Annotated in this window: 15 protein-coding genes; all 15 read right to left on the bottom strand. The window is 36.4% G+C overall.

The genetic code is table 11. The features are described 5' to 3' along the window. Positions 1 to 30 precede the first annotated feature (30 nt). On the bottom strand, positions 31 to 294 hold the full coding sequence (locus BHU72_RS07270) for a YlmC/YmxH family sporulation protein (RefSeq protein ID WP_069701951.1): 264 nt from the start codon (positions 292 to 294) through the stop codon (positions 31 to 33). A gap of 106 nt (positions 295 to 400) precedes the next feature. After that, positions 401 to 859: a dUTP diphosphatase gene (dut, locus tag BHU72_RS07265; RefSeq protein WP_069701950.1), complete on the bottom strand. Its 459-nt coding sequence runs from the start codon at positions 857 to 859 to the stop codon at positions 401 to 403. Positions 860 to 880: 21 nt separating this feature from the next. After that, a complete protein-coding gene (locus BHU72_RS07260; protein ID WP_069701949.1) occupies positions 881 to 2,110 on the bottom strand; it encodes a M16 family metallopeptidase in 1,230 nt (409 codons plus the stop codon). Positions 2,111 to 2,156: 46 nt separating this feature from the next. Continuing rightward, entirely contained in the window at positions 2,157 to 3,197 is a 1,041-nt protein-coding gene (locus tag BHU72_RS07255; RefSeq protein WP_069701948.1) for a polysaccharide deacetylase family protein, read from the bottom strand. Positions 3,198 to 3,283: 86 nt separating this feature from the next. After that, entirely contained in the window at positions 3,284 to 5,392 is a 2,109-nt protein-coding gene (gene pnp, locus BHU72_RS07250) for a polyribonucleotide nucleotidyltransferase (protein WP_069701947.1), read from the bottom strand. A 105-nt stretch (positions 5,393 to 5,497) separates the two neighbouring features. After that, positions 5,498 to 5,767, bottom strand: coding sequence for a 30S ribosomal protein S15 (gene rpsO, locus BHU72_RS07245; RefSeq protein ID WP_069701946.1), 270 nt, complete (start codon positions 5,765 to 5,767; stop codon positions 5,498 to 5,500). A 163-nt stretch (positions 5,768 to 5,930) separates the two neighbouring features. Next, the gene (gene ribF, locus BHU72_RS07240) at positions 5,931 to 6,896 is read right to left on the bottom strand and encodes a riboflavin biosynthesis protein RibF (protein WP_176720427.1); all 966 of its coding nucleotides are present in this window, start codon (positions 6,894 to 6,896) and stop codon (positions 5,931 to 5,933) included. Then, entirely contained in the window at positions 6,886 to 7,845 is a 960-nt protein-coding gene (gene truB / locus BHU72_RS07235; RefSeq protein WP_069701945.1) for a tRNA pseudouridine(55) synthase TruB, read from the bottom strand. The genes ribF and truB overlap by 11 nt, the downstream gene beginning before the upstream one ends. A gap of 11 nt (positions 7,846 to 7,856) precedes the next feature. After that, positions 7,857 to 8,825: a DHH family phosphoesterase gene (locus tag BHU72_RS07230; RefSeq protein ID WP_069701944.1), complete on the bottom strand. Its 969-nt coding sequence runs from the start codon at positions 8,823 to 8,825 to the stop codon at positions 7,857 to 7,859. Continuing rightward, on the bottom strand, positions 8,812 to 9,183 hold the full coding sequence (gene rbfA / locus BHU72_RS07225; protein WP_069701943.1) for a 30S ribosome-binding factor RbfA: 372 nt from the start codon (positions 9,181 to 9,183) through the stop codon (positions 8,812 to 8,814). The genes BHU72_RS07230 and rbfA overlap by 14 nt, the downstream gene beginning before the upstream one ends. 15 nt (positions 9,184 to 9,198) lie before the next feature. Next, the gene (infB, locus tag BHU72_RS07220; RefSeq protein ID WP_069701942.1) at positions 9,199 to 11,832 is read right to left on the bottom strand and encodes a translation initiation factor IF-2; all 2,634 of its coding nucleotides are present in this window, start codon (positions 11,830 to 11,832) and stop codon (positions 9,199 to 9,201) included. Next, entirely contained in the window at positions 11,825 to 12,133 is a 309-nt protein-coding gene (locus BHU72_RS07215; protein ID WP_301553505.1) for a L7Ae/L30e/S12e/Gadd45 family ribosomal protein, read from the bottom strand. Before BHU72_RS07215 ends, infB begins: the two co-directional genes overlap by 8 nt. 8 nt (positions 12,134 to 12,141) lie before the next feature. Further along, positions 12,142 to 12,435 (bottom strand): RNase P modulator RnpM, encoded by a 294-nt coding sequence (gene rnpM, locus BHU72_RS07210; protein ID WP_069701940.1) that lies wholly within the window; start codon positions 12,433 to 12,435, stop codon positions 12,142 to 12,144. Between the two features lie 5 nt (positions 12,436 to 12,440). Beyond that, the gene (nusA, locus tag BHU72_RS07205; protein WP_069701939.1) at positions 12,441 to 13,553 is read right to left on the bottom strand and encodes a transcription termination factor NusA; all 1,113 of its coding nucleotides are present in this window, start codon (positions 13,551 to 13,553) and stop codon (positions 12,441 to 12,443) included. Between the two features lie 24 nt (positions 13,554 to 13,577). Further along, positions 13,578 to 14,057 carry a ribosome maturation factor RimP gene (rimP, locus tag BHU72_RS07200; RefSeq protein WP_069701938.1) on the bottom strand — a complete coding sequence of 160 codons (480 nt, stop codon included), beginning with the start codon at positions 14,055 to 14,057 and terminating at the stop codon, positions 13,578 to 13,580. Positions 14,058 to 14,126 lie beyond the last annotated feature (69 nt).

The following is a 14,126-nucleotide window of genomic DNA, read 5'->3' as shown; positions in this document are numbered from 1 at the left end:
TTTCATTACTGGTATCTTATGCGCTACTACCTAGTCTTGTGACATTTCCTTAGCTCCTGCTGGTTGAATCGATATCAGTACTGTATCTTCACCAAAAATTCGGACCTGGTTCCAAGGAATAGTATGCAGTGATTTCCTCGGCTGGAAAGAAAAATTCTGAAATTGTGGAATGATTAACCGTATAATTTGCCCAGTCATCGGATCTATTTCCATATCAACTTTTTGTAAGTCTCCTAATTTTTCCCCCGTTTCAATCACTACAATTTCTTTCGTGCTTAGGTTTGTATATCTCATTTATAATCCCCCTAGTATCAGCTTAGATAACTAACTCCTTAGAATTATTGTATAAAAGAAACATGAAAAAAAGCACAAAGATTACCTTGTGCTTTTTAATAACTTATTATTTACCTGTAGATCCAAAGCCTTGCACGCCTCTGCATGTAGTTTCTAGTCGTTCTGTATATTCGAATTCTGCTCTAAAAATTGGCATAAAAACAATTTGCGCAATTCGATCACCACATTCAATGCGCCACGGTTCTGTCCCTTCGTTTCTCACGATAATATCAAGTGACCCTCGGTAGTCTGCATCAATCACGCCAACTGCATTTTGCAAGGTAATACCCTTTTTCAATGCTAAGCCGCTCCTAGGGAAAACTAATCCTACGACATTGAAGGATTGAATCTCTAAAGCTAGACCAGTCGGAATTTTGCACCAGTTATTCGGTTCTAATAGAATTGGTTCATCAATACACGCAGCTAAATCTATACCTGCTGAGCCTGCTGTAGCATAGTTAGGTTCTTGAATAACAGTACCAATCTTATCTGATAATTTTTTTATTTTTATTCGTAAATTTTGCATAATATCCCCATAGTTTTAGCATTAGTACTGAATATCATCGAACGGTCCAATTGCAGCTATCGCACTAGTCTTAACAAAAACATTCTGACATACTGCGTTCGTCTGCTCGAGATTGACTTGATTGATTTTTTCTATTGTTTCATCAAGTGGTATTTGCCGATTTAACAATAATTCATTTTTACCTAAACGATTCATGCGGCTGCTTGTGCTCTCAAGACTAAGCATCAGCATCCCTTTCAACTGCTCTTTCGCTTTATGTAACTCTTCTTTCGATAGTCCCTTCTCGTACATTTCATGATTGATTTTTTTAATAATGTGTAAGCATTCATTAATATGCTTTGGAGAAGTTCCAACATACGTTACGTACATGCCTGTATCTAGATAAGCAGAATGATAAGAATACACAGAATATGCTAAGCCACGCTCTTCCCGTATTTCTTGAAACAATCTAGAGCTCATGCTACCACCAAGGATATTATTGATAATAACTAACGCGTACATATCCTGATGTCCAATTGGGTAGCCTTGATTCGCAATACATATATGCGCTTGTTCAGTGGTTTTATTTATGACTAATTTATCGTTTAAAATAGGCAGCGCTTTATCGCTTGCTTTCGGTTTGTCACCTTTTAGCGAAGCAAACAACTTCTCAACCTTTTCAAAAACAGATTCATCTATATTCCCTGCAATCGTTATAACCGTATTTGCAGCAGTATAGTTATCCTGGATGTACTCAATGATGGCTTTACGGTTCATTGTTTCCAATACTTCTCTTGTACCTAGGATTGCATAGCCCAGTGGGTGATTCCCATAGGCTGCTTTGCTAATCAAGTCGTGAACTAAATCATCCGGAGTATCTTCGTACATCGCTAACTCTTCTAATATGACTCCACGTTCTTTATCAATATCATCTTCGGCAAACTTAGAATCAAAAAACATATCAGCAAGGATTTCTAAAGCCATATCAAAATGTAGATCGATTACTTTAGCATAATAACAAGTATACTCTTTAGAAGTAAGAGCATTAATCTGACCACCAATCCCATCAAATATTTCTGCTATTTGTTTAGCAGAATATTTGTGAGTACCTTTAAAAAGCATATGCTCTATATAATGTGAAATTCCGTTATTTACAGGCACTTCGTTACGTGCACCTGCACCTATCCAAATACCTAGCGAAACAGAACGTACAGATGGAATTTTTTCGATGACTACACGTAATCCGTTAGGTAAAGTTCTTTTTTCAATCAAGTGAACATCCTCCAAATCAATTATTTCTTATACTATACTAAATATTTCATGGAAAACCAATTGAATCACCAATTACTAAATCGTTGCGTTCAGAAGATAACAACTCAGATACTGTAATCAACTTATAACCTTTTTCTAGAAGAGCAGGCACCATTGCCTTCAAAGCTTCTACGGTAGATTCCGTAGGGTGCATTAGAACTAAAGCACCGTTCTCCGCCTTTGGCACTATTCTTTGAATAATCACTTGTGAAGCTGGCTTTTGCCAATCAACAGTATCAAGTGTCCATAAGACGTGAATTTTCCCTTTGCTATTTGTTACATCAACCACTAATTGATTAAAATCACCAGAAGGTGGGCCGAAAACATTGATTTTGGCATGAGGAATCACTTTTTTCACTAATTCATCTGTTTTATCAATTTCCCAAGCCAATTCCGCTTTACTTAATGTGCTCATATTACGATGGGTGTACGCATGACTACCTATCTCATGACCAGCAAGATGTATCTTCAATAAGCTTTCATGATTTTTCTCAACCCAGTTACCTGCAACAAAAAAAGTTGCCTTTACATTATTTTCTTCTAAAATATCTAATATATTCTCAATCCATTCTGTTCCCCAAGCAACATTAATCATTAAAGACATTGCTTTTTTATCAGAATTCCCTCGATACACTGGAACTGCGCCTAAATCTTTTAATTGTATCTCTGGTTCCCATTGCTTGTATTGGATTTGAATCTGTTCATTTCTTTTAGCAGACATTGCTTTCGCTATTGTCTTTTCTACATCAACAGAAATGCCATTTAATCCAGGAATTCCTTTCCAAACATTATCGACTCTTGCATTAATAGGTTCGTGATACTTATCTTTCGCTGCTTTATCAATAAATTCTTTGAGTTCATGATCCAAATGGTGTTGTATCGCTACCCCTTCTAAGGTAACTCCTTGGGATACTCCAAAAATACTACGTATACATCTTTCTTTAATATTAAAACTCGTCTGTAAAGCTGCTACAATTGCTACTACTATAAGAACAATAATGATTGTTTTTTTAGGAAATTGAAAAGTAAAGTATGTATATTTTTTCAACGGTATCTCCTCCAACAACTTTTTTCTATATTGTATGCTGGAAAGATATCCGTAAGAATGACTATAGCAAAAAAGCAAGCTTAGTGTTACTCTGCTTGCTTCTTAATGTTCTTTTCATCTGCTAGATACGCTTTATGAGATAACTTCACTTTTCCTTGCGGATCAATCTCTGTGACTTTTACCATAATGGTATCGCCTAAATTTATTATATCTTCTACTTTATTCACACGCTCATCAGATAACTGAGAAATGTGTAACAAACCTTCTTTATTAGGGATTAACTCAACAAAAGCACCATATTTCTCGACTCTTGTTACTTTCCCCAAATATGTTTGTCCAATTTCAACTTCTTTTACAATATTCTCAATTAATTGCTTAGCACGATTTCCTTTTTCGATATCTGTAGTAGCAATGAACACTTTACCATCCTGTTCGATATCGATTTTAACGCCTGTTTCTTCTATAATTTTGTTAATGATTTTTCCACCTGGTCCAATAACATCACGAATCTTATCAGGTTTAATCGTTAATGTGATAATTTTCGGTGCATATTGAGATAACTCTGCTCTTGGCTTATCTATAGCTGTTAGCATCTTATCTAAAATATGATTACGTCCGGCTTTTGCTTGTTCTAAAGCTTGGACTAATATCTCTTTAGAAATACCAGATATTTTCATATCCATTTGTAAGGCTGTAATACCTTCTCTAGTACCAGCAACTTTAAAATCCATATCACCTAAGTGATCTTCCATTCCCTGAATGTCACTTAAAACTGCAATTTTATCATTATCTTTTACTAGTCCCATTGCAATTCCCGCTACTGGAGCCTTAATTGGTACTCCTGCATCCATCATAGCAAGCGTACTAGCACATATACTTGCCTGAGAACTGGAACCGTTTGATTCTAACACTTCTGATACAAGGCGAATCGTATATGGGAAATCTTCTTCCGCTGGAATTACAACTTCTAAAGCACGTTCTCCTAAAGCACCATGACCAATTTCTCTTCTGCCCGGTGGACGTAATGGTCGTGCTTCGCCTACAGAAAATGGTGGGAAATTATAATGATGCATAAATCGCTTAGACTCTTCTAATCCTAAACCATCTAAGATTTGTACATCACCTAATGGCCCTAATGTACAAACACTCAATACTTGAGTTTGCCCCCTAGTAAACAAACCAGAGCCATGAGTACGAGGTAGGACACCAACTTCACTGCTAATTGGACGAATCTCTTCATGAGTTCTACCGTCAGGTCGAATTCCTTCTTCGACAATCAATCTTCTGACTTCTTTTTTGATTAGTGTATTCATAACTTCCTTTACATCAGAAAGCTTTTTAGCATCTTCAAGAATACCTGTAAAATGCTCCAATACCTCTTTCTTCACTGCATCTAGAGCTTCTATGCGAGCTTGCTTTTCTTCCGTTTGAATCGCAGTTGATAATTTTTCAAGTGCAAATTCCTTCACTTGTTGTGCAATATCCGCATTTGGTTCAGCCAAAGTAACTGCCATCTTTGATTTACCAATTTCAGCAATAATTTGCTCTTGGAAGGCTATAATTTTCTTAATCATTTCATGACCATATAGAATAGCCTCAAGCATTGTTTCTTCTGATACTTCCTTTGCTCCTGCCTCAACCATGTTCACAGCATCTTTGGTACCTGCCACGATCAAGTCTAAGTCACTTTTTGCTACTTGTTCAATTGTCGGATTGATGACTAGCTCACCTGCCACTCGTCCTACAACCACTCCAGCAATCGGCCCTTCAAATGGTACATCTGAGATTCCTAATGCTAAAGAAGCACCTACCATAGCAGCCATTTCTGAAGAACAATTCTGGTCTGCAGAAAGTACATAGGTTGCAATTTGCACTTCATTTCTAAACCCATCGGAGAATAACGGACGGATAGGACGATCAATCAATCGTGATGCTAGAATCGCTTTTTCACTTGGGCGTCCTTCTCTTTTAATAAAACCTCCTGGAATTTTACCTACAGCATATAAACGTTCCTCATAATTCACTGTAAGCGGGAAAAAGTCTAAATCCCTCGCGTCTTTCGAAGCAGTCACAGTCGCTAATACTGCTGTATCACCATATCTTACAAGTACTGAACCATTTGCTTGTTTCGCTAACTTTCCACTTTCAATAGTAAGTTCTCTACCAGCTAGGTCCATGGTAAATCTTTTTTCCATAATTATGTATGCCTCCCTTCAATCAACTATATTTCTACATAATAATCAGTTTTCCCTGCATAAAAAAAAATAAACTACAAAAAAAGCGGGAATATCCCGCTTTTTTTACTTTCGAAGCCCTAGGCTTTCGATTAAATTACGATAACGATTGATGTCGTTGTTCTTAAGGTAGTTAAGCAAGTTACGACGCTTACCAACCATTTTAAGTAATCCACGACGAGAGTGATGGTCCTTCTTGTGAGTACGTAAGTGATCATTCAAGTAATTAATCTTCTCTGTCAATATGGCGATTTGAACCTCTGGAGAACCAGTGTCACGATCATGAACTTTATAGTTGTCAATTAATTGAGTTTTGCGATCTGCATTAAGTGCCATATTATTCACCTCCTTTATTGTTATAATACCAATGGCCCAGGCAATCGTCGGAGTGTCGATTATCCGCGCACAAGGTAATCATACTGCTGAATTATACCATAATGCGCTATATGATGTAAAGAAAATAAATATTCCCTTTATCCACAAGCGCAATTTCTGTACGTTATTGATTTAAATAAACGTGTTTCGCTAAATATTCTGTAGCATAAAATAAATCTTTACGAATCTGACTACTAAGTTCTTGTAAATGATTAAATTTCATTTCTTCTCGGATATAATGAATCAAATCAACTTCAATCATAGAATCATAGATGTCTTGGTTAAAATCTAACAAATGAATTTCAATTATAGGATGTGGATTATCTTGTTGCACTGTAGGTTTTACACCAATATTCATGATTCCGTTCACAATAGTATGATTCGATAGAGTAACTTGAACTAAATATACGCCAAATTTGGGAAGCACAAAGTTTCCTGTTAAATTTATGTTTGCAGTTGGAAAACCAATGGTTCGACCTAACTTAGAACCATGGACAACCTTTCCTTTCAATTGATAGGGACGATTTAAGAGTGTCGTTACAGTGGTAATGTGTCCTGAACTTAGTGCATCTCTGATAAAACTACTTGACACTTTAACCCCATTATGTAATACCGATGATACTACCTCTACACCGATATTATTTGCAAGTCCGTTTGTTAAAAGTGTAGATGAATTTCCAAAACCATATCTTCCATATCGAAAATCATCACCAACTACAATGACTCGTGGTTGTATCTCATGCAAATACATAGATTCAAATTCATCTGACGATAATTGTGCAAATCCCTCATTAAAATCTACGAGATAGATGAGATCAACTCCTAATTCGTAAAGGAGTTTACACTTTAATTCCCACGGAGTAATATACGTATCGTAATCATCGTTACCATTGACTACTTTCCGTGGATGAGGTAAAAATGTCATTAACGAGCAGCTTGAAGAATGCTGATTTGCTATATTCCTTGCAGTTTGGATAAGTTTCTGATGTCCTATATGAACACCATCAAAATTCCCTAAAGCCAGGCAGGTGGAATGTTCAGCTTTAGCTGGAATCTCCCCTAATTTCAAATGAATAAATTTAGGATTCAAACGATAGCACCTCTTTAAAAACCTTTTCTGCCTTCCACTCTTCATAGTCCGTTGTGATATATGTAAGTTTATATAGAGCAAAGAAGATACCTTCATGATTATAAACGCGAAAGATATTACCTAGCGGAACGGATTCAATAGATTTTGAATGAATGGAATAGTTCCTATACGGCATACCGTTCAACATTTTTTGAAATTCAATTTCAGTTATATCCAATCGAGGCATCTGCTGTAGCGGAAGATCCATAGGTGTTAAAACTTGAACGTGCTTATCTTCTAAAGCTAGCTTTTCAATTTCCTCTAATGTAAAACTATCATCAATTAAAAAACCTGCCGATTCTGTGCGTTGCAAAGAAAGCATGCAAGCAGGAGTATGTAGCAGTTGTCCGACTTGTACACATAGAGTTCTCACATATGTACCTTTAGAACATTGAACTTCAAATGAGATGGCAGGAAATTTCATGTTATCGATTTCAACATCTGAAACATCTAAAAATTGAAAGCGATAGATTTGAACTTTCCTAGGCTCTCTTTCAATTTCTTTTCCTTGCCTTGCTAATTCATATAACTTCTTGCCTTGAACTTTAACCGCTGAATACATTGGAGGTATTTGCTCGATTTCTCCATGCAATGTAGCAAAGACATCCATAATACTTTGAGTTGAAATGTCCTTAGGAGTTACTCTATTGAGAATTTCGCCAGAAATATCTTCAGTAGTTGTACTTATTCCAAGCACCATAGTCCCTCGATAGGTTTTCGGCTTCTCCATCACATATTCCGTCAATTTTGTTGCTTGTCCAATCGCAATCGGGAGTACTCCTGTAACATCAGGATCTAACGTCCCGGTATGACCAACTTTTTTAGTCTTTAAAATTCTACGAAGCCGTGCAACGACATCATGAGAAGTTAGACCCTTTGGTTTATTGACATTAATAAAACCGTGTAGCATAGAATCCACACCTAAATAATATATTTTTTTATTTCCTGGACTATAACTTCCTTAACTTCTCCAACCGTTCCGTCAATGGTACATCCAGCAGCCCTTTTATGGCCACCGCCCTGGAATTTCATAGCTATTAGGCTCACATCGACGTATTTCTTGGAGCGTAAACCTACTCGTACTTTTCCGTCATGAACTTGTTTAAAAGAAATAGCAACTTCTACTCCTTTAATACTTCTCGGATAATTGACAAGTCCATCAATATCTTCAGACTTCGTAGATAGCTCTTGAATGATTTCTAACCATGCAATCTTTCCAGAAGAGTCAATTTCTAATGTATTGAGTGATTTCTTCAATACAACCATTCTCTCCACTGAAGACGTCTCAAATATATTCTCTACAACCTCATACACATTAATCCCATATGAAATCAGTTCTGCCGCAACTGAATGCACTTCTGAGTTGGTATTGGAATATTGAAACGAGCCTGTATCTGTCATTAATCCTGTGTATAAACACAATGCAATATCAAGGTTTAAAGGAATCTCAAGTTTCTTACAAAGATTGTAAATAATGAAAGTAGTGGAAGCTGCATCAGCTTCCACAATATTACTGGAACCAAAATTTGTATTTGTCGGATGGTGATCAATATTTAATATCTCTACATCTGGAGTCAATAGCTTTGTAACTTCATCACCAATACGTTGATAATCAGCACAATCCACTGTAATTACATATTGAAATGTCTGATCCACTAATGATTCCGGTAATAGAACTTCCGTAGCTTTAGGCAAAAAGAGATACTTTTCTTGCACAACATCGCGATTTACCAAAGTATATTGTTTACTAAAACCGTCCAAGATATTTGCAATCGCCAATGCTGAACCTAGGGTATCTCCGTCAGGATTGAAATGAGATACAATAAGAAAATTATCTTTACCCTTGATAAAATCTGTAAAGGAAGCGTAAGTTGTATTAGTATTTATCATTTGTATCCCCAGGGGAGCTGCTTTTAATATCTGATAATATTTTCTCTATACGACTCCCATATTCAATGGAGTTATCAAAGGAAAATAATATCTCAGGTGTATGTCTTAAACGCATTCTTCGCCCAACCTCACGTCTTATAAAACCCACAGCACTTTTTAATGCTTTAAGCGAGTCTTCTTTCTGCGTTTCGTTACCGAGAACTGAAATAAATATGGTTGCTTGAGATACATCACCAGTAACTTCGACATCAGTAACCGTTGAAAAACCTATTCTTGGATCTTTAATCTCTTGTTGGATAAGCTGGGAGACTTCTTTTTTAATTTGTTCTGCGATTTTATTATTACGAACATTTCCCATACACGATCACCTCAACTAGGTTCTTTCTATCTTTTGCATTTCAAATACTTCGATGATATCTCCTTCTTGATAATCGTTATATTTCTCCAAAGTGATACCACATTCATAATTCGTAGCAACCTCTTTCACGTCGTCTTTAAAACGTTTCAAGGTGCCAAGATCTCCTTCAAAAATAACTATGCCATCACGAATCACTCTTGCTTTACGATCACGGACGATTTTCCCATCTAAAACATAGCAACCAGCAATCGCCCCAACTTTAGACAATTTAATGACTTGTCGAACTTCTGCATGACCCAAAATTACTTCTTTATATTCAGGGTCAAGAAGGCCTTTAAGTGCAGATTCAATCTCTTCAATCACCTTATAAATGATACTGTGTGAACGAATATCAACATTCTCATGCTCTGCCGTTTTCTTAGCGTTTGGTTGCGGGCGTACATTAAATCCAATGATAATCGCATTGGACGCTGATGCAAGAATTACGTCAGACTCTGTAATGGCACCTACCCCTGTATGAACAATACGTACCTGCACACCTTGAATATCAATTTTCTCTAAAGCACCTTTTAATGCTTCCACAGACCCGTGAACATCTGCCTTAAGAATAAGATTTAAGTCTTTAATCGTACCTTCTGCTATTTGTTTATATAAGTCGTCTAATGTAATCTTTGTAGAAGCTTTAAAGAATAATTGTTTATCTTTCATCTGACGTTTTTCAGCGATTACCCTTGCTGTCTTATCGTCTTCTAAAACCATGAACTGGTCTCCAGCGTTTGGAACTTCTGATAATCCAGTAATTTCAACAGGCATAGAAGGTTCTGCAGTACGAACGCGTTTTCCTTGGTCATTAATCATGGCGCGAATACGACCATATGCATTACCAACGATAATTGCATCTCCAATTTTCAATGTACCAGATTGAACAAGTACCGTAGCAAGTGATCCTCGACCCTTATCCAATTGCGATTCAATTACTGTACCACGTGCACGTTTGTTAGGATTTGCCTTTAATTCTTCTACTTCAGCAACGAGTAATACCATCTCTAACAACTCTTCAATTCCTTCATTCTTGAGGGCTGAAATCGGTACGAAAATCGTACTACCGCCCCACTCTTCAGGAACTAGTGCATATTCTGTTAACTCTTGTTTTACACGATCTGGATTTGCAGATGGTTTATCCATCTTGTTTACCGCTACTATAATCGGAACATTGGCAGCTTTCGCATGATTGATTGCTTCAATCGTTTGTGGCATCACACCATCATCTGCAGCAACAACTAGAATCGTGATATCAGTAATTTTGGCTCCTCTGGCTCTCATGCTTGTGAAAGCAGCGTGGCCAGGAGTGTCAAGGAATGTTATCTTCTTATCATTGACCTTTACTTGATAAGCACCAATATGCTGAGTAATCCCACCAGCTTCCCCTTCAGTAACTTTTGTTTCCCTGATAGTGTCTAGTAAGGTTGTTTTTCCATGGTCAACGTGTCCCATAATTGTAACTACAGGTGGTCGATGCTTAAGATCTTTCTCATCATCAATTTCCACAATAGATTCGAAATCTTCTAATGGTAACTCGATTTTTTCTTCTATTGCTACCCCATATTCTTCACAAATAAGTGTAATAGTATCAAAATCAATTTCTTGATTGATTGTTGCCATGCAACCCAAGAACATTAATTTTTTAATAATTTCTGAGGTTTCTTTCTTTAATGCTTTTGCTAGATCGCCAACAGTCATTTCACCTTTGTATACAATCTTCGAAGGCATCTTCGGCGGTTCAGTATTTGGTTTAGATGGCTGAGATGATCTTGAGCGATGATCATACTTCTTTGACTTGTTCTTCTTGATTCCATTGATATCTCTCGTATCACTAAATTTGTCGAATTTATTTACAGTTTTTTCTTTTTTAACGACTTTAGATTGTCCCTTTGCATCCACTGTTGTATCAATCATATTCTCTTTCTCTTTCTCTTTTTCTCTGTCGTTGAAATTAGGTTTTGTAGGTTGTTGACTCTTATAAACACTTGACGCTGGTTTATTAAAGCCTTTGTTTTCTGGCTTGTTATAAGGTGGTCTGCTATCTGGCCCACTACTTTTATAACCTGAGGTAGCCGGGCGGTTTTCTGGCTTGTTGTATTTATTATCTGGTCTTGTATTGTTGCTAAACTTATTTTCAGGCTTAGTATTGTTATTAAACTTGTTATCTGGTCTAGGTGTGTTATTAACCTTGTTGTCTGGTTTATTAAATCTGTTTTCAGGCTTATTATACCTAGTATCCGTTCTGTTCACATTTCCTTCCGGACGATTTCCAGAAAGATTTTGCTGATTTTGCGGGCGATTTTGTTGATGTCTATTATCCGTTCGGTTATCAGGTCTGTTTGTCTGTGTTTCCTGTGAACGAGTCGAAGCTTGAGAACTTGTCTGTTGATTTTGGCCTTCTGGTTTTGCTTGTTTTTGGTTATTTGTTTGTGTTGTACTTTTGTTTTTTAAGCCTTTAATATAGTTTTCAATCGATTCAACTTCAGAATCTGATATTAGACTCATGTGGTTTCCTACATCTTTATTCAAACGTTTTAAAATTTCCAGAATTTCTTTAGAGCTCATGTTTACATTTTTGGCATACTCATAAATTCGGATTTTACTCATGAAACTCACCTCCGCTATTTTCTATAATCATTGATTCTAATTTTTTACTAAATCCTAAATCTAAAATTGCACACGAACTTCGATGACTTTTCCCGATGGCTAAACCAAGTTGTTCTTTTTCAAAAAATTCGACATACGGAACTTTATAAAAAGAGCATTTATCAATTAATCTTTTCTTCGAAGAGTCTGAAGCATCTGTCGCTATAATAACTAGCTTCGCTTCTTTTCTCTGAATTTTATTAATGACTGTATCACCACTAGCAATTTTGCCTGCCCTATTCGCTAAACCAAGAAAATTCAAAATTAACTTCATACATTCGGTCCTTTATTTAAAAGAATATATCTTTTAATTGTGTACGAGATTTTTTCATATACGTCATCTGAAATTTTTGATTTTAAACTTTTTTCTAGACCTTTATGTTTCCTTGCTTTTTCTAGACATTCTTCATCATAACAAATGTATGATCCTCTACCACTTTTTTTACCAGTTGGATCAACATCCGTTTCATTCTCTGGAGTATGCACAATTCGAAGCATCGACTTTTTCGATTTCATTTCTTGACAGCCTACACATTTTCGCATAGGAATCTTACGTTGCTTCATGCCAATCACTCCTCGTTGAACATATCAGAATCAGAAAAATCTATGCTAGATTCAAAGGGTTCAATCTTCCCCTCTTGTACTGCTAGTTCATACTGCGACTCACTTTTAATATCAATTTTCCAATTCGTAAGCTTAGCAGCTAATCTTGCATTTTGTCCTTCTTTACCAATTGCTAATGATAGTTGATAATCAGGTACTACAACAAATGCAGATTTATCTGTTTCATTGATTCGTACATTTACAACTTTCGATGGACTTAAAGAGTTAGCTACATATTCAGCTGGATCCACAGACCATCGAACAATGTCTATTTTCTCACCTTTCAGTTCATTTACGATTGTCTGCACTCGTAATCCTTTCGGACCTACACAAGCTCCTACTGGATCTACTTCTTGATTATTCGAATGAACTGCAATTTTCGAACGTTGTCCTGCTTCTCTAGCAACAGATTTGATTTCGACAATACCTTCATAGATTTCCGGTACTTCTAATTCAAATAATCTTTTTAGCAATCCCGAATGCGTACGGGATACAAGGATTTGTGGGCCTTTAGTGGTCTTTTCAACCTTTGATATATACACCTTAATACGGTCATTTGGCTTGTAAATCTCATTCGGTATTTGTTCTGTCAAAGGAAGAACAGCTTCTGTTTTTCCTAGCTCTATGTATACAGATTTAGCATCTTTTCTCTGAATTAAACCAGTGATAATGTCATCCGCACGGTCTGCATATTCCTCATATATAATCCCACGTTCCGCTTCTCTAATACGTTGAGTGACCACTTGTTTAGCTGTTTGTGCTGCAATCCTTCCAAAATCTTTCGGGGTTACTTCAACTTCTATGATATCTCCTTCTTGATATACTGGATTGACTCTTTTGGCAGCTTCGAGTGACATTTGGGTATTAAAGTCTTCTACCTCTTCTACGATTGTTTTGCGCGCGTATACTTTCACCGTTCCGTTTTCGCGATCAATATTTACTCTTACATTGCTAGCTTGATTGAAATTCTTTTTGTAACCTGTGATAAGTGCTGCTTCAATTGCTTCCAACAGAACTTCTCTGTTTATACCTTTTTCTTTCTCCAAATCATATAACGCATCTAAAAAATGTACTTTCAATGTAAAATTCTCCCCCTTCCAAAATTAAAACTGAATAGCTAATCTAATTTTCGCAACAATTTCATATGGTATTTCTATTTTCTTCTTTCTAGAATCAATTCTTATTTCCAGGACTAGTGTAAAACCATCAAATGATAGAAGTGTGCCTTCAAATTCTTTGCCTTCGTATATTTCTACATTTGTTTTCACGTTAATATACTCGCCAACTGAATCCGTTAAGTCTTCAGCAGTCTTAATCGGTTTCTCCGCACCAGGTGAGCATACTTCAAGAAAATAACTTTCTTTTATAGGATCTAGTTCATCTAGTCTTTTGCTGATTATTCCACTAATTTTGCCGCAATCGTCAATATCGATTCCACCATCTTTATCGATGATAACACGCAAAAACCAGTTAGCTCCTTCTTGAACGTATTCAACGTCTATCAGCTCTAATTGCTCTTTGGTAACTATAGGTCCAGCAATCTCTTCAATGATTTGAATGGTGCGTTCAACATTTACTGACATATGAAACCTCCTTAGGTTTAAAGTATTAAATTACAACACCGATAAAATGAATCTGTTCAATTTATGAAC

This window comes from Desulfuribacillus stibiiarsenatis (assembly GCF_001742305.1).
Lineage (GTDB): Bacteria > Bacillota > Bacilli > Desulfuribacillales > Desulfuribacillaceae > Desulfuribacillus_A > Desulfuribacillus_A stibiiarsenatis.
Note: the sequence above shows the minus strand (reverse complement) of the source record. Positions and strands in the feature narration are given on the sequence as shown.